The sequence below is a fragment of the Luteibacter sp. P1_D3 genome (genome assembly GCF_056406135.1).
On sequence record NZ_JBFUAT010000003.1, the window covers coordinates 18,196 to 36,875 of the forward strand.

22 protein-coding genes and 1 tRNA gene are annotated in these 18,680 nt (G+C 64.8%); 20 read left to right on the top strand and 3 right to left on the bottom strand.

Annotation, left to right across the window (positions count from 1 at the left end):
• Positions 1-5 precede the first annotated feature (5 nt).
• A complete protein-coding gene (locus tag AC1DYM_RS03520) occupies positions 6-548 on the bottom strand; it encodes an RNA pyrophosphohydrolase (RefSeq protein ID WP_046966947.1) in 543 nt (180 codons plus the stop codon).
• A 142-nt stretch (positions 549-690) separates the two neighbouring features.
• Here AC1DYM_RS03520 and AC1DYM_RS03525 point away from each other — a divergent pair.
• Positions 691-767: transfer RNA gene (locus AC1DYM_RS03525), tRNA-Met, on the top strand.
• Between the two features lie 56 nt (positions 768-823).
• Here the strand turns inward: AC1DYM_RS03525 and AC1DYM_RS03530 are convergent.
• Positions 824-1,441: a response regulator transcription factor gene (locus AC1DYM_RS03530; RefSeq protein ID WP_477336006.1), complete on the bottom strand. Its 618-nt coding sequence runs from the start codon at positions 1,439-1,441 to the stop codon at positions 824-826.
• 200 nt (positions 1,442-1,641) lie between these two features.
• Between AC1DYM_RS03530 and queD the strand changes: the two genes are divergently transcribed.
• The 13 genes from queD to glmU all read left to right on the top strand — a co-directional run bounded on the left by queD (position 1,642) and on the right by glmU (position 12,458).
• A complete protein-coding gene (queD, locus tag AC1DYM_RS03535) occupies positions 1,642-2,004 on the top strand; it encodes a 6-carboxytetrahydropterin synthase QueD (RefSeq protein ID WP_477336008.1) in 363 nt (120 codons plus the stop codon).
• Between the two features lie 87 nt (positions 2,005-2,091).
• Entirely contained in the window at positions 2,092-2,418 is a 327-nt protein-coding gene (locus AC1DYM_RS03540) for a phasin family protein (protein ID WP_477336010.1), read from the top strand.
• A 169-nt stretch (positions 2,419-2,587) separates the two neighbouring features.
• A complete protein-coding gene (locus AC1DYM_RS03545; RefSeq protein ID WP_046966950.1) occupies positions 2,588-2,953 on the top strand; it encodes an ATP synthase subunit I in 366 nt (121 codons plus the stop codon).
• 3 nt (positions 2,954-2,956) lie between these two features.
• Positions 2,957-3,796, top strand: coding sequence for a F0F1 ATP synthase subunit A (gene atpB / locus AC1DYM_RS03550; protein WP_477336012.1), 840 nt, complete (start codon positions 2,957-2,959; stop codon positions 3,794-3,796).
• Positions 3,797-3,880: 84 nt separating this feature from the next.
• Positions 3,881-4,168: a F0F1 ATP synthase subunit C gene (gene atpE, locus AC1DYM_RS03555; protein ID WP_036109522.1), complete on the top strand. Its 288-nt coding sequence runs from the start codon at positions 3,881-3,883 to the stop codon at positions 4,166-4,168.
• 81 nt (positions 4,169-4,249) lie between these two features.
• Positions 4,250-4,720 (top strand): F0F1 ATP synthase subunit B, encoded by a 471-nt coding sequence (locus AC1DYM_RS03560; protein ID WP_046966952.1) that lies wholly within the window; start codon positions 4,250-4,252, stop codon positions 4,718-4,720.
• Between the two features lie 2 nt (positions 4,721-4,722).
• Positions 4,723-5,256 carry a F0F1 ATP synthase subunit delta gene (locus tag AC1DYM_RS03565; protein ID WP_046966953.1) on the top strand — a complete coding sequence of 178 codons (534 nt, stop codon included), beginning with the start codon at positions 4,723-4,725 and terminating at the stop codon, positions 5,254-5,256.
• Between the two features lie 20 nt (positions 5,257-5,276).
• Positions 5,277-6,827: a F0F1 ATP synthase subunit alpha gene (gene atpA, locus AC1DYM_RS03570; protein WP_477336015.1), complete on the top strand. Its 1,551-nt coding sequence runs from the start codon at positions 5,277-5,279 to the stop codon at positions 6,825-6,827.
• A 76-nt stretch (positions 6,828-6,903) separates the two neighbouring features.
• Complete coding sequence (atpG, locus tag AC1DYM_RS03575) at positions 6,904-7,812, top strand: F0F1 ATP synthase subunit gamma (protein ID WP_046966955.1); 909 nt, start codon at positions 6,904-6,906, stop codon at positions 7,810-7,812.
• 76 nt (positions 7,813-7,888) lie between these two features.
• Positions 7,889-9,301 carry a F0F1 ATP synthase subunit beta gene (gene atpD / locus AC1DYM_RS03580; protein WP_046966976.1) on the top strand — a complete coding sequence of 471 codons (1,413 nt, stop codon included), beginning with the start codon at positions 7,889-7,891 and terminating at the stop codon, positions 9,299-9,301.
• Positions 9,302-9,341: 40 nt separating this feature from the next.
• Entirely contained in the window at positions 9,342-9,767 is a 426-nt protein-coding gene (locus AC1DYM_RS03585; RefSeq protein ID WP_046966956.1) for a F0F1 ATP synthase subunit epsilon, read from the top strand.
• A gap of 165 nt (positions 9,768-9,932) precedes the next feature.
• Complete coding sequence (locus AC1DYM_RS03590) at positions 9,933-11,012, top strand: AsmA family protein (protein WP_477336018.1); 1,080 nt, start codon at positions 9,933-9,935, stop codon at positions 11,010-11,012.
• Between the two features lie 66 nt (positions 11,013-11,078).
• On the top strand, positions 11,079-12,458 hold the full coding sequence (gene glmU / locus AC1DYM_RS03595) for a bifunctional UDP-N-acetylglucosamine diphosphorylase/glucosamine-1-phosphate N-acetyltransferase GlmU (protein ID WP_477336020.1): 1,380 nt from the start codon (positions 11,079-11,081) through the stop codon (positions 12,456-12,458).
• Between the two features lie 36 nt (positions 12,459-12,494).
• Here the strand turns inward: glmU and AC1DYM_RS03600 are convergent, their stop codons facing one another.
• Entirely contained in the window at positions 12,495-13,481 is a 987-nt protein-coding gene (locus AC1DYM_RS03600; RefSeq protein WP_477336022.1) for a chorismate transformation FkbO/Hyg5 family protein, read from the bottom strand.
• Positions 13,482-13,671: 190 nt separating this feature from the next.
• Between AC1DYM_RS03600 and AC1DYM_RS03605 the strand changes: the two genes are divergently transcribed.
• The 6 genes from AC1DYM_RS03605 to AC1DYM_RS03630 all read left to right on the top strand — a co-directional run bounded on the left by AC1DYM_RS03605 (position 13,672) and on the right by AC1DYM_RS03630 (position 18,637).
• Positions 13,672-13,944, top strand: coding sequence for a phosphopantetheine-binding protein (locus AC1DYM_RS03605; protein ID WP_046966959.1), 273 nt, complete (start codon positions 13,672-13,674; stop codon positions 13,942-13,944).
• Positions 13,945-14,047: 103 nt separating this feature from the next.
• Positions 14,048-14,362 (top strand): ApeI family dehydratase, encoded by a 315-nt coding sequence (locus AC1DYM_RS03610; RefSeq protein ID WP_477336024.1) that lies wholly within the window; start codon positions 14,048-14,050, stop codon positions 14,360-14,362.
• Complete coding sequence (locus tag AC1DYM_RS03615) at positions 14,359-15,312, top strand: LpxL/LpxP family acyltransferase (RefSeq protein WP_477336026.1); 954 nt, start codon at positions 14,359-14,361, stop codon at positions 15,310-15,312. Before AC1DYM_RS03610 ends, AC1DYM_RS03615 begins: the two co-directional genes overlap by 4 nt.
• Positions 15,254-15,880: a LolA-related protein gene (locus tag AC1DYM_RS03620; RefSeq protein ID WP_477336028.1), complete on the top strand. Its 627-nt coding sequence runs from the start codon at positions 15,254-15,256 to the stop codon at positions 15,878-15,880. The genes AC1DYM_RS03615 and AC1DYM_RS03620 overlap by 59 nt, the downstream gene beginning before the upstream one ends.
• Positions 15,877-18,192, top strand: a complete 2,316-nt coding sequence (locus AC1DYM_RS03625) for an MMPL family transporter (RefSeq protein ID WP_477336030.1) — start codon at positions 15,877-15,879, stop codon at positions 18,190-18,192. The genes AC1DYM_RS03620 and AC1DYM_RS03625 overlap by 4 nt, the downstream gene beginning before the upstream one ends.
• Positions 18,176-18,637, top strand: coding sequence for a hotdog family protein (locus AC1DYM_RS03630; protein WP_477336032.1), 462 nt, complete (start codon positions 18,176-18,178; stop codon positions 18,635-18,637). Before AC1DYM_RS03625 ends, AC1DYM_RS03630 begins: the two co-directional genes overlap by 17 nt.
• The last annotated feature ends 43 nt before the right edge of the window (positions 18,638-18,680 follow it).

Sequence of the window (18,680 nt, forward strand, 5' to 3'; positions counted from 1 at the left end):
GTTGGCTACTCGCCGCCCTGGGCCAGGCGCAAGGCCTCGGCCTGCTGGGGGCAGGTGCCCACGGTGACCGAGCAGGTGACCTCGACCGTCGGGGCGAACTGGCGCAGGGCCCGCTCGTAGACCTGGCGCTTGAAGTTCACGACGTGGTTGGCCGGGTACCAGAAATCCACCCAGCGCCAGGAGTCGAACTCGGGTTTTTCGCAGGCATCGAGCTTCAGGGCGTCCTCGCTGCCGGTCAGCCGGAGCAGGAACCAGACCTGCTTCTGGCCGATGCAGGTGGGCCGCTGGTGGTGGCGGACGAAGCGGCTGGGCAAGCGGTAGCGCAGCCAGCCGCGGGTCTCGGCCAGCACTTCGACGTGGTGGGCGTGCAGGCCGGTTTCTTCCTCCAGCTCGCGGTACATCGCCTCCAGGGGAGTTTCGTCGCTACGCATGCCTCCCTGCGGAAACTGCCAGCCGTCACGGTTCACCCGACGCGCCCAGAAAAGGCGGCCGTCCCCATTGAGGAGAACAATCCCCACATTCGGTCGATAGCCATCAGCGTCGATCATCCGCCCTCCGCGAACGTGCCGCGATACGCCCGATTCAACCACACCGCGAGAAGCGTGTACAAGGCGCTACTTGAACGGAAGGCGCGCCCCGATTAAACTGCCCGGCCTTCGTGAGCCCGTCTCACGAACGACCAGGTTCCACGGCTAGGTAGCTCAGCTGGTCAGAGCGCGGCACTCATAATGCTGAGGTCGGCGGTTCGAGCCCGCCTCTAGCCACCAGAAAAAAGAAGGCCGCGCCCTATGGGCGCGGCTTTTTTCTTGCCCGTTTGCGGGTGTCAGATCGCCCGCAAGGACTCGGGCTCGGTCATGTCCTCGACCCGTGGCGGGTTATCGAGCACCGCCCGCGCCAGCTCGATCACGTTGTGCACCCGCAGCTTGGTCATCAGGTTGGCCCGGTGCAGTTCGACAGTCTTCGGGCTGATGTTGAGCTCGCCGGCGATGACCTTGTTGAGCTTGCCGTTCATGATCCCATCGAGCACCTGGGACTCGCGCCGGGTCAGCCCGACATCCGGCCGCAACGAAGCCAGTGGACTCGCCGCCGGCTCATCGGCCGATAAATCGTCGTCAGGCAGGGGCATCAGGAAGACGGCTTCGAACGCACCGGACTTAGCGTCGATGGCCTGTCGGGTCATCCGGAAGCGCCGCGCCGGGGCCTGCCTGTCGCGGAAAATGACATCGCCGGTGTCACCGAGCGGCTCCAGATGGTTGTCGATCCAGGTCGGCCCCGCGCGCCCTCGGCCAATGCCGAACTCGCTCAGGAAGGCGCCGTTGATCATGACCACGCGCCCGTTGTCACGCTGCCACACCGCGCAGGGCCAGGGCAGGGCAGCGAGCACTTCTTCGGCCAGTCCGCACAGGGGCGCACTGTCCGGCAAACCACGTCCAAGGCCCATGAAGCCTCCCGGTTAATGTGGCCTGCGGAGCCCCCCGGCTCCGCGCAAGTCGTCTGGAACGCAACGGTTATCCCATGAAATCGGTCCGGACCATCCGTGTCATCCGTAAAAATGCGAACCCGGTCGTGAAGGCGGTCCGGCCGAAATCGTTTGCATGGCTGTACGTTAGAATAGACGGTCACTACTTGCGACCCGAACCGATGCGCATCTTCAAGACCTTCAATATCGAGGCAGCCCATCGCCTGCCGAATGTGCCCGAGGGGCATAAATGTTCGCGGTTGCACGGGCACTCGTTCCGCGTGGAATTGCATGTCGAAGGCCCCACCGACCCCGTCTTTGGATGGGTCATGGACTTCGGCGATCTCAAGGCGCGCTTCCAGCCGCTCTACGATCGTCTCGACCATCATTACCTCAACGATATCGACGGCCTGGACAATCCCACCAGCGAAAACCTGGCGCGCTGGATCTTCGAGCGTCTTCGCGTCGACGTTCCCGGTCTGGCCCGTGTCGTCGTCCATGAAACCTGTACGTCGGGTGCCGAGTTCTCAGCGGACATGGTCTAAAGCTGCCTACGCAGGAATTCGCGGTTGCCGCGTTGCAGCAGACGGGTCTACACTCCGGCACCTCCCCGTTCCCCAACGGTCGTATCGATGTCACACGCAAGCGGTTATGCCGATTTCGCCCGTTTCGTCGAACAGGCTGCCGCCGCGCAGGCGCTGGCCTGGCGTGGCATGGAGCGTTTCGCCGACCTGCACCTCCAGGCGCTCGAGGGCCACGCGCGCGCCGCGAGCGGCCTGATGGCGGACGCCATGTCGGCCACGGATGAGGCTTCGGTGCGCGTGCTGATGGCGCGTGGCGGGGATCTGCAACGTGAAGGCGTGCAACGCGCAGCCTCCGCCGCCGGCGACATGTTCGACGTGGCCGTAGAGACGGCAACGTCCCTCGGCGCACTGGCAGGTCAGCCCGCCCGGGCCTGACCTACCGCGGCTCCCTCGCCAACGACGCGACGGATGTCGCGCCGGCGGGTGGTTATGGCCTTTCTTCGCTTGTCCCGTTGTTTACGGCACTGGTATACTTTTCCAGATTAAACCGTGGCCCGTTGAACCATCTGGTGCCGCCTTCGAGCGAAACCACGGGAGCCTCGCGTTGCTCAACAGTCTTGCAGCCGGTCGTCATCTCGCCATGCGCGTCGTTATCGCGCAGCTGGTGGTGGCCGTTTTCGCCGGACTGGCATTTCTCCTGCAGGGGCGTCCGGCCGGTCTGGCTGCCTTCGCGGGTGCCCTGATCGTCGCTATCGCCACCGCGCTGCTCGCTGCGCGGGCGTTCAGTGCGCTGGGAGGTGCGGGGGCAACGTTCGTTCGCTTTCTCGTGGGCATGATCCTTCGCTGGATCGTCCTCATCGGCGGACTGGCTCTCATTCTGGTTCAGTGGAAGCTGCCACCCTTGCCCGCACTGGCGGGCCTGGTAGCAGCCTTCGCGGTCAATGTATTTGCATTCAGATTCAAGGGTTAAGGCATGGCGAGCGAACCGCAAGGCGGTCTGACCGAATACATCCAGCACCACCTGAACCACATGACGGTGAATTTCAGCACCGATCATGGGACGTTCTGGAACCTGCGCGTCGACTCCCTTGCGGTGTCGTTCGTGCTGGGTGCTGTGTTCTGCCTGTGGTTCTGGCTGTTCGCCCGCAAGGCGACTTCGGGCGTTCCGTCCAAGGGTCAGGCACTGGTCGAACTGGCGATCGAATTCGTCGACACCCAGGTGAAGGACACCTTCCACGGCGACCGTCGCACGGTCACGCCGCTGGCGTTGTCCATCTTCATGTGGGTGTTCTTCATGAACGCGATGGACCTGCTCCCGGTGGATCTCGCCGGCTGGCTGGTGCACACGTTCGCCGGTGCGGAGACTGCGCACCACACGTACTTCCGCATGGTGCCGACCGCCGACATCAACACCACGATCGGTCTGTCGCTGGCGGTGATCCTCATCGTGATCGGCCACGGTATCAAGGCGAAGGGTGGCTTCGGTTACGGCAAGGAAATGCTGACGGCGCCATTCCATGCCGAAAGCATGCCGGCCAAGATCATCCTGCTGATTCCCAACCTGCTTCTCAACGTCGTCGAAACACTGTCGAAACCCGTGTCGCTCGCGATGCGACTGTTCGGCAACATGTACGGTGGCGAATTGGTGTTCATGCTGATCGCCGGCCTGATGGTGAGCTGGATCGGCTTCGTGCCTGGCGTCGTGTTCAACACGGCCTGGGCGATCTTCCACATCCTGATCATCGCCCTCCAGGCGTTCATCTTCATGATGCTGACGATCGTCTATATCGCCACGGCGCGTGAACACCACTAACTCACCGCACCGACGTTAAACCCAGTCCATTCTGTTTCGTTTCACACCACCCTTTCGACTTCAAAGAAATCCCAGGAGAACACCATGGAACTCACCGCACTCTTCGCACACGTGCAGGGCATGACCGCCATCGCCATCGGCGTCATCATCGGCCTCGGCGCGCTCGGTGCGTGTCTCGGTATCGCCATCATGGGCTCGAAGTTCCTCGAGTCGGCCGCCCGTCAGCCGGAACTGGTTCCGCTGCTCCAGGGTCGTATGTTCCTGCTCGCCGGCCTGATCGACGCGGCGTTCATCATCGGCCTGGCGATCGCCCTGCTGCTCGCTTTCTCGAACCCGCTGATCGGCGTTCTGCGCACCGCCGCCGGCGGCTAAGCGAGTGTTCGTCTTGTCGCCGTGGCGTAACCCGCCACGGCGACCGTCAGTACCCCAGCGTTCGGAGTCTTTGGAGAGATCATGGAAATTAACATGACCTTCCTGGGCCAGATGATCTCTTTTGCGATCCTGGTCTGGTTCACCACCAAGTTCATCTGGCCCCAGCTCAACGGTGCCATCGAAGAACGCCAGAAGAAGGTGGCCGAAGGGCTCGCCGCGGCCGAGCGTGCTCGTGCCGAGCTGAAGGATGCCGACGCCAAGGTCGCTGTCGAGATCAAGCAGGCTCGCCTCCAGGCGACCGAGATCATCGACAAGGCCCAGCAGCAGGCCAACCAGCTTCTTGAGAAAGCCCGCGCCGAAGCCACCGGTGAGATCAACCGTCTGAAGGCCCAGGCCCAGGACGAGATTGCCTCGATGGCCCAGCGTGCCCGTGAACAGCTTCGCGAACAGGTCGGCGCCCTCGCCGTGCGTGGCGCGGAGAAGATCGTGCAGCGTGAAATCGATCCGGCGGCCCATAAGGCGCTGCTCGACCAACTCGCCGCCGAGATCTGATCATGGCCCAGGCGCTCACCCTCGCTCGTCCCTACGCACGCGCTGCTTTCGAAGTGGCGCATGCGTCGGGTTCGCTCGCCGACTGGTCCCGTGCGCTGAACTTCGCGGCCGTGGTCGCGGCGGATTCGCGTGTTGCCGGCCTGACCAACGATCCGCGTGTGTTGCCGGCCCAGCTGGTCGCGCTGCATCTGCCGCAGGGCATGGCAACCGACACGCCGTTCGCGAGCTTCCTCGCGGAGCTGGCCGACAACGGTCGCCTGGTTCTCCTGCCGGAAATCGCGGCGCTCTACGACGACTACAAGCGTGAGTCGGAGCAGACGCTCAAGGTCAAGGTCACGAGCGCACTGGATCTCGATACGGCACAGGCGGACCTGCTGCGCGCCTCGCTGAAGCGCCGCTTCAAGCGCGAGATCGAACTGGATACGCATGTCGATGCGTCCTTGCTTGGTGGTGTCGTTATCGACACCGGCGAACAGGTCATCGACGGTTCCGCGCGCGGCCGCCTCCAGCGGCTCGCCAGCGCGCTGACGCACTGATACGAGATAAGGAACAGACCATGTCCAGCACCACACTGAATCCGTCCGAGATCAGCGAGCTGATCAAGACCCGCATCGAGCAGTTCAAGCTCGGCGCCGAGGCACGCAACGAAGGCACGATCATCAGCGTGTCCGACGGCATCGTGCGCATCCACGGCCTGGCCGATGTGATGCAGGGCGAAATGATCGAACTGCCGAACAACACGTTCGCCCTCGCGCTGAACCTCGAGCGCGACTCGGTCGGCGCCGTGGTTCTCGGTGAATACCAGCACCTGCGCGAAGGCGATGCCGCCAAGACCACCGGCCGCATTCTCGAAGTGCCGGTCGGCCCGGGCCTGCTCGGTCGCGTCGTCGACGCGCTGGGTAACCCGATCGACGGCAAGGGCCCGATCGACGCCGTGGGCACCAGCCCGGTTGAGAAGGTCGCGCCGGGCGTCATCTGGCGCCAGTCGGTCGACCAGCCGATGCAGACGGGCTACAAGTCCATCGATTCGATGATCCCGATCGGCCGCGGCCAGCGCGAGCTGATCATCGGCGACCGCCAGACGGGCAAGACCGCCGTCGCGATCGACGCGATCATCAACCAGAAGCACTCGGGCATTAAGTGCATCTACGTCGCCATCGGTCAGAAGCGCAGCTCGATCGCCAATGTCGTGCGCAAGCTCGAAGAGAACGGCGCGCTGGCCAACACCATCGTCGTCGTCGCTTCGGCCTCCGAAGCCGCCGCCCTGCAGTATGTCGCGCCGTATTCCGGCTGTGCCATGGGCGAGTACTYCCGTGACATCGGCGAAGACGCGCTCATCGTGTACGACGATCTCTCCAAGCAGGCCGTCGCCTACCGCCAGATCTCGCTGCTGCTCAAGCGTCCGCCGGGCCGCGAAGCCTATCCGGGCGACGTTTTCTATCTTCACTCGCGTCTGCTCGAGCGCGCCTCGCGCGTCAGCGCCGAATACGTCGAGAAGATGACCGACGGCAAGGTGACCGGCAAGACGGGTTCGCTCACCGCCCTGCCGATCATCGAGACCCAGGCCGGCGACGTTTCCGCGTTCGTTCCGACCAACGTGATTTCGATCACCGACGGCCAGATCTTCCTCGAGACCGATCTGTTCAACGCCGGTATCCGTCCGCCCGTCAACGCCGGTATCTCGGTCTCGCGTGTCGGTGGTGCCGCCCAGACCAAGATCATCAAGAAGCTCTCCGGCGGCGTGAAGCTGGCCCTCGCGCAGTACCGTGAGCTGGCTGCGTTCGCGCAGTTCGCTTCGGACCTGGATGCCGCCACGCGCGCGCAGCTGGACCGCGGTCAGCGCGTGACGGAACTGATGAAGCAGCCGCAGTACTCGCCGCTGTCGATCGCCGAGTTGGGCGTGTCGGTGTTCGCCGCTGAAAAGGGCTACCTCGACGACCTGCCGATCAACAAGGTGCTGCCGTTCGAGAAGGGCCTGCATGCCTTCTTCCGCCAGAACCACGCCGATCTGATGACCAAGATCGACGCCACGGGTGACTGGGACAAGGACATCGAGGCGACCTTCAAGTCGGCCACCGACGAGTTCAAGAAGACCGGTAGCTGGTAAGAGCGAGACACGCGGGGCGGGCGACATAGCCCGCCTCGTGGAACACCTGGCGTCACCCTTTACAGACGAGTAAGCCATGGCAAGCGGCCGCGAAATCAAAACCAAGATCAAGAGCACGCAGAACATGCGCAAGGTGACGCGTGCGCTCGAAATGGTCTCGGCATCGAAGATCCGCAAGGCGCAGGACCTGATGAAGGCGTCGCGTCCCTATGCGCGCCTCATGCGCAAGGTGATCGCTCACGTTGCCCAGGCCAGCACGGACTTCGTGCACCCGTTCCTCACCGAGCGCGAGAACGTCGCGCGCGTCGGCTTCATCGTGGTGTCGACGGATCGCGGCCTTGCCGGTGGCCTCAACTCCAACCTGTTCCGTCGCACACTCACGTCCATTCGCGAGTGGCAGGGCAAGGGCGCCGAGATCGATGTGGTTGCCGTCGGCCAGAAGGCCGTCAGCTTCTTCCGTCGCATCAAGGGCGTGAACCTGATCGGCACGGCGACGCACCTGGGTGAGAAGCCGAAGCTCGAAGACCTCATCGGCGTGATCAAGGTCGTCCTCGACGCGTACTCCGATAACAAGCTCGACCGCGTGTTCCTGGTCTACAACGACTTCGTGAACACCATCGTGCAGAAGCCGACCATCGAGGCGCTGCTGCCGGTGTCGCTGGTTGCGCAGGAACTCGAGAACGCCGAAGGCAAGGCCTCCGAGGGCGTGAAGGTCGAGCAGACCCACGACTGGGATTACATCTACGAACCCGACGCGCGCACGGTGCTCGAGCATCTGATGACGCGCTACATCGAGTCCGTGGTGTACCAGGCCGCGCTGGAGAACCTGGCCAGCGAACACGCTGCGCGCATGGTCGCCATGAAGGCCGCATCGGACAACGCGAACAAGGTCATCGGCGAGCTGACGCTGGTCTACAACAAGGCACGTCAGGCGGCGATTACCCAGGAAATCTCGGAAATCGTCGGCGGCGCCGCCGCGGTCTGACCGAAACCCCAAAGCGATGGCGACGCATCATGCGGCGCCGAAACAGAACCTTACGAAGATTCATCCGGAGCATTCCATGAGCCAGGGCAAAGTTGTTCAGATCATCGGCGCGGTCGTCGACGTCGAATTCGCGCGCGACCAGGTGCCGGAGATTTACGACGCACTGAAGGTCGACGGCACCGAGATCACCCTCGAAGTGCAGCAGCAGCTCGGTGACGGCATCGTGCGCTGCATCGCGCTCGGTTCGACCGACGGCCTGCGCCGCAACCTGATCGCCCGCAACACCGGCGAAGGCATCAAGGTGCCGGTCGGCAAGGCCACCCTCGGTCGCATCATGGACGTGCTCGGTCGGCCGATCGACGAAGCCGGCCCGATCGGCGAGAACGAGCAGTGGGTCATCCACCGCGAAGCCCCGGCCTACGACGAGCAGGCTGCCGGTAACGAACTGCTGGAAACCGGCATCAAGGTCATCGACCTGATGTGCCCGTTCGCCAAGGGCGGCAAGGTCGGCCTGTTCGGCGGCGCCGGCGTCGGCAAGACGGTCAACATGATGGAGCTCATCAACAACATCGCCAAGGCGCACTCGGGTCTGTCCGTGTTCGCCGGCGTGGGTGAGCGTACGCGTGAAGGTAACGACTTCTATCACGAGATGAAGGACTCCAACGTCCTCGACAAGGTCGCGATGGTTTACGGCCAGATGAACGAGCCGCCGGGCAACCGTCTGCGCGTCGCGCTGACCGGCCTGACCATGGCCGAGTACTTCCGTGACGAGAAGGACGAGACCGGCAAGGGCAAGGACGTCCTGCTCTTCGTCGACAACATCTACCGCTACACGCTGGCCGGTACCGAAGTGTCCGCGCTGCTCGGCCGTATGCCGTCGGCCGTGGGCTACCAGCCGACGCTGGCCGAGGAAATGGGCGTCCTGCAGGAGCGCATCACCTCGACCAAGACCGGCTCGATCACCTCGATCCAGGCCGTCTACGTTCCCGCGGATGACCTTACCGATCCGTCGCCGGCGACGACCTTCGCGCATCTCGATGCCACGGTCACCCTGAGCCGCGATATCGCCTCGCTGGGTATCTACCCGGCCGTCGATCCGCTGGCTTCCAGCAGCCGTCAGCTCGATGCCGCGGTGATCGGCCAGGAGCACTACGACATCGCCCGTCGCGTGCAGGGCACCCTGCAGCGCTACAAGGAACTGAAGGACATCATCGCGATTCTCGGCATGGACGAGCTGTCGCCGGAAGACAAGGCCTCGGTGTCGCGCGCCCGCAAGATCGAGCGCTTCTTCTCGCAGCCGTTCCACGTGGCCGAAGTCTTCACCGGCTCGCCGGGCAAGTACGTCGCACTGAAGGACACGATCCGCGGCTTCAAGATGATCCTCGACGGCGAGCTCGACTATCTGCCGGAGCAGGCCTTCTACATGGTCGGCGGCATCGACGAAGCCATCAAGAAGGGCGAGGACATGGGTGCGAAGAAGGCCGCGTAAGCGCCTTCTTTCCCCACTCCTTACCTAGGAAGACAAGCCCATGACCCACACCATTCGCGTCGACATCGTCAGCGCCGAAGCCGAGATCTACTCCGGCGAAGCCACGCTCGTGGTCGCCACCGGTGAGCTCGGCGAGCTGGGTATCGCGCCGCGTCACGCGCCGCTGATCACCCGTCTCAAGCCCGGCCACGTGGACGTGGTCGGCGCCAACGGCGAGCGCCAGCAGTTCTACGTCTCCGGCGGCATCCTCGAGGTGCAGCCGCAGGTCGTGACGATCCTCGCCGATACGGCCGCCCGCGCGGCCGACCTCGACGAGGCCGCCGCCCTGAAAGCGAAGGGTGAGGCCGAAGCCGCCCTGGCCAATCGTGGCGAGACGCTGGACGTCGCCGAAGCCCAGGCCAAGCTGGCCGAGGCCCTGGCCCAGCTCCAGGCCCTCGAGCGCATGCGCAAGACCCTGAAGCACTAAGAGCAGCCCGAAGGGACAGCTTCCCCTTGTGGGAGCCGCTTCAGCGGCGATGCTCTCCAACGAAAAGCCGGCGCCCGACAGCGCCGGTTTTTTTTTGTCCGCCCTTCATGCCCCCGTGACCGAAAACGCGCCACACTGGCGCGGTCCTTCCCGGTACCCGCTCCCATGCACACCCGCTACCGCCGCAGCCTGTGGATCATCGGCGCCATCGTCGTCGTGCTGGTCATCGCGCGGATTGCCCTGCCGTACGTGGTGCTCAACTACCTCAACGGCCGCCTCGCGAAAATGGGCAACTACGCGGGCCACATCGACGACATCGACATTCATCTGTGGCGTGGTGCGTATTCGATCGACCACATGACCATCACCAAGACCGACGGCAAGCTTCCGGTGCCGCTGTTCGAGACGGCGCGTGCCGAGATCTCCCTGAGCTACACCGCGATGGTCAAAGGTTACGTGCGCGGCAAGATCGACTTCTTCGATCCGGTGGTGAACTTCGTCGACGGCAAAGGCGAGGGCGATACGCAGACAGGTAAGGGCGTCGCCTGGCGCACACCGCTGAAGGCACTCGTGCCGACGCGCCTCGAAGAGGTCAACGTCACCAACGGCACCATGACGTTCCACAACTTCGTGTCGAGCCCGAAAGTCGACCTCAAGATGACCGACGTCAACGGAACGGCCACCAACCTGACGAACGTGCAGCGCGAAGGCGGCTCCCGCGTCGCCCACATGCATGCGACGGCGAAGGTGCTTGGTGACGCACCCCTGGAGACCACGGCGGAATTCGATCCGCTGGAGCGCCTCGGCGACTTCCACTACGAGTTACGCATTCGCAACATCAAGCTGGTGAAGGCGAACGATCTCGTCCGGGCGTATTCGGGGCTGGACTTCGCTGGTGGCGAGGGCGATTTCGTCATGGAGCTCCAGGCGAAAGACCGCAAGCTCAACGGCTACGCGAAGCCGCTCTTCCACGACCTGCAGGTCTTCAGCTGGAAGCAGGATGTGGAGGAGGATCACAAGGGACCGGTCAAGCTGGCGTACGAGGCGCTGGCCGAAGGTGTCGCCAAGGTCTTTAAGAATCAGTCGAAAGACCAGTTCGCGACACGCGTGCCCATATCCGGCACCATTGGTGAGAAGAACATGTCCACGGGCGACGCCATCATCGGCATCCTGCACAACGCCTTTGTCGAAGCCTACAAGCCCAACCTCGAACACCTGACCCATCGGCCGGACGAGACCAAGTAGCCGACTTGGCAGGGGCGACGAAACGCGCGAAAGTGCGGCCCTCTCCTTAACGTCAGGCAAGAGCCTATGACCGCGACGCCGCTCCATGTCCTGATCCTCGCTGCGGGCGAAGGCAAGCGGATGAAGTCCGCGTCCGCCAAGGTACTCATGCCATTGGCCGGGCGGCCGCTGCTTTCCCACGTGATCGACGCGGCGCGTTCCCTGGGACCCACGGGCGTTCACGTGGTCTATGGCCACAACGGCGAACAGGTGCGTGCCGCCTATGCCGCCGACACCTCGTTGGGCTGGATCGAGCAACGCGAGCGCCTCGGGACGGGCCATGCCGTGCGCACCGCCCTTGAAGCCTTGCAGTCGGCCGGCAAGCTGGAAGGGCGCGTGCTCATCCTCTACGGCGACGTGCCCCTGATTCGCGGCGAAACGCTGGCGGCGCTCGCCCAGACGGGCGCAGGCCTGGCCATGCTCGCCACGCGGCTCGCGGATCCGCGCGGCTACGGGCGGGTCGTTCTCGATGCGGCGGGGAATGTCCGCCACATCGTCGAGGAGAAGGATGCGAGCGCCGCGCAACGCGCGATCGACCTCGTCAATACAGGCATTGTTGCCGGCGATGCCACACGCCTGCTTGCGTGGACGCAGCGGCTGGGCAACGGCAACGCCCAGGGCGAGTACTACCTCACCGATGTCTTCGAGATGGCCTCGACCGAGGGTACGCCAGCGGCCTGCGTCGACTGCGACCCGGTGGAAGCGTCGGGAGCGAACGATCCCTGGCAGCTCGCCGGCCTCGAAGCCCTCTGCCGGGAGCGTATGGCGCGGGAGCTCGCGTTGGCAGGTGTACGCCTCGCTGATCCCGCACGACTCGACGTGCGCGGCAAGATCACCACCGGTCGTGATGTCGAGATCGACGTCAATGTCATTCTCGAAGGCGACGTGGTGTTGGGCGACGACGTGCGCGTCGGTCCTTTCACGCGGATCCGCAACGCGACCCTCGCGGCCGGCACCGTTGTCCTCGCGCATTGCGATCTCGATGGCGTCGTGACGCACGGCCCCTGCACGATCGGACCGTTCGCGCGGCTGCGTCCGGGCACCGATCTCGCGGCCGGTGTGCACATCGGTAACTTCGTCGAGACGAAGAACGCGGTGATCGCCGAAGGCTCGAAGGCCAACCATCTCAGCTATCTCGGCGACACGGTGATCGGCCGCAAGGTGAACATCGGCGCTGGCACGATCACCTGCAACTACGACGGCGTGAACAAGAGTCGCACGACCATCGGCGATGGCGTGTTCGTCGGTTCGAACAGTGCGTTGGTCGCGCCGGTCACCTTGCACGAAGGCGCGACGATCGGCGCCGGATCGGTGATCACCAAGGATGCGCCGGCGGACGCGTTGACCCTCTCGCGTGCTCGGCAGACCGTGATAGACGGCTGGCAGCGGCCAACGAAGAAGGCCTGATCAGGCCTTCTCGATGACGACGCACGCTGGGCCCGATCAGGTCCGGTAACGCCAGCCGTCGATTTCCACGAGCAGCTCCGCGCGGCAGATATCGCCGTGCACGAGGAGCAGGGGAGCCTCCCGCAGATGCCGTGCGGCGAATGCGCGGATCAAAGGCTCGTCCCGGGGGTGTCGCACGTAGACCTTCAGCGGCGCCAGACGATCGAACCCCGGCGGCAGGCCGCCGGCCGCGAGCAACGTGTCGAGGTTGCGCAAGGTTTCTCCGAGCTGCGCGGCGATATCCCCGGCATGGGCCGAGGCGTGGCCAACGACCGCGGCCGTCCCCGAAATCGCCAGGACGTCGTCGGCGGGAAGCAGGGTCGCACGAGCAAAACTCGGCGGCGTACGGCCGTACTGGCGCGGGTAGCGCCACGCGCTGATCTGGCGTGGGTTCTCTACCCGCGTTCCGGGCCGGTCCGTGGCGAGTAGGTACACTTGCAACAGGCCGGGATCGCCGTGATGCCCGATGGCCGTGGCCGCCGGAAACCCCTGGGCGAAGACGTCGCCCATGCCGCTGATGCGTCCCGTGCAGAAGTGCTTGTAGCGTTCATCGTCCCCGCTGCCGTCGTTGATGGCATCCAGATAATTCCAGATGCGCTGCACATGCCGTTCTTCGCTGTCCGCAACGAAGCGCGAAAGCAGGCCGTAGGCGTAATCCGCCGCTGCCTCCGTGCCGCCGTGATCGCCCTCCCGGCATTCCACCGCGGCGAACAGCCAGCCACCGCCTCGCGACCAGCGTAGGTCGCCGTCGCGTCCAAACGTCACCTCGGCGTCGACTTCCCAGACTTCGTCGAAGCCCGGACCCAGCGGCTCCAGGGCAACACGCAGCCAACGCGGGTCGTCGTGATAGTCGGCGTTGCGGCCGAAGCCGAACGCGGCCAGGGTGCCTGTGGATGGTGCGCCCGCGCTGACCCGGTAGGTCACGGTCGGTGCGGGGGGAGCGATGAGCGGCGAGCGCTCGCGCAATTCACTGCCTGGGGGCATCGCCATTCCGAAAGCCAATGTCATGGCCATCATATCGTTCGGTTGTCTGCGTGGCGTGTGGGTGACGACGGCTTCACGACGCTGAACGCAGAGCCATAGCGCGCAAGGGTGGTGAGAAGGCCCTGTGATAAGCTCCGCGGCTGCTGCCATCCGGGGGGAGGCAGGTAAATCCAGGACCTGGAACGACTACATGGCAACGCAAACCGAAGCACAGAAAGAACTGGCAGAGCTGATCGTCACGAGCCTTAATCTCGAGGCGGTGAAGCCGGCTGACATCGATCCCGAGGCGCCCCTGTTCGGCAGCGACCTGGGACTGGACTCGATCGACGCCCTCGAGATCGCGCTGGCCGTGTCCAAGCGCTATGGCTTCCAGCTGAAGTCCGACAATCCGGACAACCGCACCATTTTCACCAACCTTCGGTCACTCTCCGAGCACATCGAACAGCATCGCGCGGCCGCCTGACCCTCGTTCAGGTGACACTTGCCCACGGCGTGTTCTGCTTCGCGCAGACGCCGGGGCCACGCCTGTCGCACCGCCGTTCCTGCCCGAGGCCCGGAGCCTGCCGTTGACCGACACCGACGACCTTGCTCGCTACGTCCGCCCGCTGCGTTTCGATGCCGCGCACCCGAGCTTTGCCGGTCACTTTCCCGGCCGGCCGATCGTCGCCGGGGTGTTGCTGATCGAGCAGGCCGCCGAGGCATTGCGTGAATGGCGTGGTAGACGCGTGCAGCAGGTGATCGACGCGAAATTTCTTGCGCCGCTGCTGCCCGACGAGAATGCCGAGCTGGAACTGGTCGAGTTCGCTGAAGGCCGTTACCGCTTCACCGTTCGCCGCCATGCCGACACCGTGCTGCGCGGAACACTGGAAGCCGCCGAATGAGCCACTGGAAGCAGCGCGAAGGCGGCGGCATGTTCGCGATCTGGGTGATCCGGACGATCGCCCTGCGGCTCGGGCGGCCCGTAGCGAGACTGCTGCTTTACCCAATCGCCTTTTATTTCTTCCTGCGCCGTGCAGAGGAGCGGGCCTCGTCGCGCCGCTACCTGGCGCGTGTCCTGAATCGTCCGGTCACGTCGTGGGATGTGTTCCATCTCATCCACATGTTCGCGGCGACCCTGCTGGATCGCCTGTTCTTCCTCGCGCGTGGCGAACGCGACTTCGTGGTCGATGTCGAAGGGCTGGCTATCCTCGATCGCCATCTCGACGCACGCCAGGGTGTCCTCCTGATCGGTTCTCACCAGGGCAGCTTCGAGGCGCTTCGCGCGCTCAGTGGCCGGCGTCCCGACGTGCCCTTGCGCGTCGTGCTCGACAAACAGAAAACGCCCGCGCTGACCGCCATGCTCGAGGCTTTGGCCCCTGATGTCGGTGCGGCTGTGATCGATGCGGCCCATGGCGGAACCTCGGTGGCACTGGCCATGGCCGAAAGCGCGGCGCAGGGCGCCATGGTCGCCTTGCTGGCGGATCGCGGCCACCAGAACGAGGCCATGCGCATGGTCTCGTTCCTGGGTACGCCCGCCCCATTCCCCGCGGGCCCGTGGCTGCTGGCGTCGGCGCTGAAGATTCCCGTCGTGCTGTGCATGGGCATCTACCTCGGTGGCAACCGCTACAAGCTGATCTTCGAAGCGTTCTCCGACGGTATCGATATTCCGCGTGCGAACCGCAAACCGGAACTCGACGCCGTGATCGGGCGTTACGCCGCCCGTCTGGAGCATTACGCGCGCGTCTATCCCTTCAACTGGTTCAATTTCTATGACTTCTGGCAAGAAGCTGGCCATGCTGACGTGCCTGATGGCACTGCTGCCGCTCACCTGTCTGGCCACCCAGACGCCTGAGCACGACGACGCGAAGGCATTGATCGCCAGCCTCAATCGTCCGGCTCCTGCGCGCACACCGTTCGCCGAAGCGCGTTTCATGCGAGTACTCGACAAGCCCCTGATCGTTTCCGGCGAACTGGCCTGGCTCGGTGGCGATCGCCTCCAGCGTCGCGTCGATAAGCCGACCAGGGAGACCTCGACGATCGCCGATGGCGAGGTGACCCAGGAGCGGGAAGGGAAGAAGCCGCGCAGCTTTTCGCTCAAACGCGCTCCGCAGTTGAAGGTCCTGCTGGACAGCTTCGTCGCCCTCCTGGCCGGCGATCCCACGCGCCTGGGTGACTCGTTCAACGTCGTGCTCGGTCGCGACGCGGATCGCTGGCAGCTCACGCTGACTCCGCGCGATGCGGCCATCGCGAAACAGATCGCGACCATCCATGTTTATGGCCGGGGCAACCAACCGCGTTGCCTGCGCATGGATGAAGGTGACGGCGACACGTCGTTCGATCTGCTCGGCGACCTCGCCGCGGCGATGCCCGATGCGCCCACGCGCGAAGGTCTCATCGCGCAGTGCGGCGGCGCGATGTGACGAAAGCCCGCGTCGGCATCCTCATCGTCTGGCTGGGCGCCCTTGCCTTGCTGGGCTGGCTCGCGGTCACGCATCTACGGATCAGCACCGACCTGCGCAGCTTCATGCCTGCGCCGACCACGCCGGATCAACAGCTGCTGATGGATCAGGTGGGCGAGGGTCCCGGCTCGCGTCTGCTCCTGGTCGCTATCGACGATGGCGACGAAGCCGACAAGGCCGCCCTGAGTCGCGGCCTTGCTGCCGCCCTGCGCAAGGATGTCGCCTTTACCCAGGTGGTGAACGGCGACTTCGACATGGGCATGCTCGATGCGCGCCTCCTACCCTATCGCTACCTGCTCTCCCCGACGCTCGATGACACGGCCATGGACGAGACCTTCCTGGCCGATCAGTTGCAGCAGCGCCTCGACGACCTTGGCTCACCGGCGGCCGGCTTGCTCAAGGGTCTGCTGCCACGCGATCCCACGCTCGAAGTGCTGAAGCTCGCCGACCGCTGGACGCCGGCGCACTCACCGGACGTGCGCGACGGCGTCTGGTTCTCCTCGCGAGGCGAAGCCTTGCTGCTGGCGCAAACGCGCGGCGCCGGCTTCGATCCCGGCGCGCAGGGCGAGGCCATCGATCGGCTTCGCGCCGCGTTCGCGGCCCTGCCGCATAGCGCGGGTGCACACCTCACGCTGAGCGGGCCCGGTTACTTCACCGTGACCGTGAATGCACAGACCCGCCATGAAGCCGACTGGATCGGGGGCATCTCGACGATCGGCTTCGTCATCCTGATGCTCGCGGCGTATCGAAGCGTCGCCAGCCTGCTGTTCGGTGCACTTCCGGTCGCTACCGGTGCGCTCGCCGGCGTAGCGGCGATGCTGCTTTTCTTTCCGCAGGTGCATGGCATCACGCTGGCCTTCGGCTTCACCCTGCTCGGCGTGGCGCAGGAATATCCGATTCGTCTGCTGAGTCATCGTCGCGCGGGGGAGTCCGCCGTCGCGAGCGTGCGTGGCCTGTGGCCGCTGTTGCTCACGGCGATCGCCTCGGCCTGTATCGCCTATCTCGCGTTCTACGCCTCGGGCGTCGGAGGCCTGAAGCAATTGGCCGTGTTCACTATCGCCGGCCTGCTCGCCGCGGGTTTCAGCACGCGTTATGTGCTGCCCTATCTCCTGCCGACGCAGGCGCGCGATGTCGCCGACACGCCGGGCCTCGGGCATTTCCGTCGCTGGCTTGACGCCTTGCCCCGGCCGCGCTGGTTGCCACTGCCTGTCGTCGCGGCCATCGTCGCCATGCTCGCCTTCGCGCCGGGCCCGTTCTGGCAGAACGATCTATCGGCACTGACACCGCTGCCGCGCGATCTTCTCATGACGGATGCGCGGCTACGTGGGGAGCTGGGCGCACCGGATGTACGCTACCTGCTCATCGTGCAGGCGCCGACTGCCGACGGCGTGCTCAGTGCGTCGACACGGCTCGAGCCGGTGATGCGTGATCTCGTTGCGAAGAAAGCGCTCGACGGTTTCGAGCTGCCCTCGATTTACCTGCCGGATCTGGCGACACAACGCGCCAGGCAGGCGCGCCTGCCGGACCGTCCTGCGTTGGACGCTGCGCTCGATCGCGCGTTGCAGGGCATGCCGTTTCGCAAGGACCTGTTCGTGCCTTTTCTTGACGATGTCGAGACGGCACGCACGGCGCCCCTGCTCACGCCGGACGTCTTCGCACGCTCGCCGCTCGGCCAGCGTCTCGCCGCGATGCTGGCTCGGCGCGGCGATCATTGGGTCGGCTTGTCGACACTGAGCGGAGTACACGATGCCGCTGCCATCGACCGCGCCGTCGCCGCTGTCGGTGTCGAGGCGCGCCTGCTCGATCTCAAGGCATCGTCCGAGTCCCTGGTCGCCGAGTACCGCACGCGGATCCTGCACGCCGTGCTGGCTGCCGCCGTGCTGCTACTCGTTACCATCACGCTGGCCCTGCGCAGCCTGCGACGCGCATGGCACGTCCTGGCGCCGATGACACTGGCGACCTTCCTTGTCCTCGCCGTTGAGCGCCTGGCCGGTATTCCGGTGTCCCTCTTTCATCTTGTGGCGCTGATTCTTGCCGCTGGCCTCGGCCTGCACTACGCGCTGTTCTTCGAGCGCGACACGGACGACCCGGCCGAACAACGGCGTACCCTGCATGCCACGGTGGTCTGCGTGATCTCCGCGTTGCTGGTGTTCGGCATGCTCGCGTGGTCGTCGATTCCCGTGCTCCGCGCGATCGGCCTGACCGTTGCGCTCGGCGTCGCCTTTCATTTCTGTCTCTCGATCCTCATGGCACCCCATGCTCGCCAAGACTGACTTCATCGACCTCATTCCACACGCGGGCGACATGTGCCTGCTCGACGGCGTGATTGCCTGGGATGACACGACGATTCACGCGATGAGCCACGGTCACGTGCTCGCCACGCATCCGTTGCGCGGCGAGCAGGGATTGCACGCCGTGCATCTTGCCGAGTATGGCGCCCAGGCCATGGCCGTGCATGGCGCCCTGCGCGCGCGTGAGCAGGGCGCGACGGAGCCACGGCCAGGCATGCTGGTGAGCCTGCGTGGTGTGAAGCTCGCCGTGCAACGCATCGATGAACTGGATGGGGTGCTCGACGTCTACGCCGAGTGCCTGATCGCGGACGCTAACGGAGCGCAATATCTGTTTCGCGTAGCGCACAACGACAAAGAGATTGCGTCTGGACGCGCCGCGGTCATCCATCCTTCGCCTACAACCAAAGATATATTGCTTACACCGTAGGTGCGACGAATACTCCGGCAGGTACAAGGACGCAACGCTTTCA

Excerpts from the sequence above, each read along its gene's own strand:
- AC1DYM_RS03520 (WP_046966947.1), bottom strand. The coding sequence starts at position 548 with ATGATCGACGCTGATGGCTATCGACCGAATGTGGGGATTGTTCTCCTC.
- AC1DYM_RS03530 (WP_477336006.1), bottom strand. The coding sequence starts at position 1,441 with ATGGGCCTTGGACGTGGTTTGCCGGACAGTGCGCCCCTGTGCGGACTG.
- queD (WP_477336008.1), top strand. The coding sequence starts at position 1,642 with ATGCGCATCTTCAAGACCTTCAATATCGAGGCAGCCCATCGCCTGCCG.
- AC1DYM_RS03540 (WP_477336010.1), top strand. The coding sequence starts at position 2,092 with ATGTCACACGCAAGCGGTTATGCCGATTTCGCCCGTTTCGTCGAACAG.
- atpB (WP_477336012.1), top strand. The coding sequence starts at position 2,957 with ATGGCGAGCGAACCGCAAGGCGGTCTGACCGAATACATCCAGCACCAC.
- atpE (WP_036109522.1), top strand. The coding sequence starts at position 3,881 with ATGGAACTCACCGCACTCTTCGCACACGTGCAGGGCATGACCGCCATC.
- AC1DYM_RS03560 (WP_046966952.1), top strand. The coding sequence starts at position 4,250 with ATGGAAATTAACATGACCTTCCTGGGCCAGATGATCTCTTTTGCGATC.
- AC1DYM_RS03565 (WP_046966953.1), top strand. The coding sequence starts at position 4,723 with ATGGCCCAGGCGCTCACCCTCGCTCGTCCCTACGCACGCGCTGCTTTC.
- atpG (WP_046966955.1), top strand. The coding sequence starts at position 6,904 with ATGGCAAGCGGCCGCGAAATCAAAACCAAGATCAAGAGCACGCAGAAC.
- atpD (WP_046966976.1), top strand. The coding sequence starts at position 7,889 with ATGAGCCAGGGCAAAGTTGTTCAGATCATCGGCGCGGTCGTCGACGTC.
- AC1DYM_RS03585 (WP_046966956.1), top strand. The coding sequence starts at position 9,342 with ATGACCCACACCATTCGCGTCGACATCGTCAGCGCCGAAGCCGAGATC.
- AC1DYM_RS03590 (WP_477336018.1), top strand. The coding sequence starts at position 9,933 with ATGCACACCCGCTACCGCCGCAGCCTGTGGATCATCGGCGCCATCGTC.
- glmU (WP_477336020.1), top strand. The coding sequence starts at position 11,079 with ATGACCGCGACGCCGCTCCATGTCCTGATCCTCGCTGCGGGCGAAGGC.
- AC1DYM_RS03600 (WP_477336022.1), bottom strand. The coding sequence starts at position 13,481 with ATGCCCCCAGGCAGTGAATTGCGCGAGCGCTCGCCGCTCATCGCTCCC.
- AC1DYM_RS03605 (WP_046966959.1), top strand. The coding sequence starts at position 13,672 with ATGGCAACGCAAACCGAAGCACAGAAAGAACTGGCAGAGCTGATCGTC.
- AC1DYM_RS03615 (WP_477336026.1), top strand. The coding sequence starts at position 14,359 with ATGAGCCACTGGAAGCAGCGCGAAGGCGGCGGCATGTTCGCGATCTGG.
- AC1DYM_RS03620 (WP_477336028.1), top strand. The coding sequence starts at position 15,254 with ATGCTGACGTGCCTGATGGCACTGCTGCCGCTCACCTGTCTGGCCACC.
- AC1DYM_RS03630 (WP_477336032.1), top strand. The coding sequence starts at position 18,176 with ATGCTCGCCAAGACTGACTTCATCGACCTCATTCCACACGCGGGCGAC.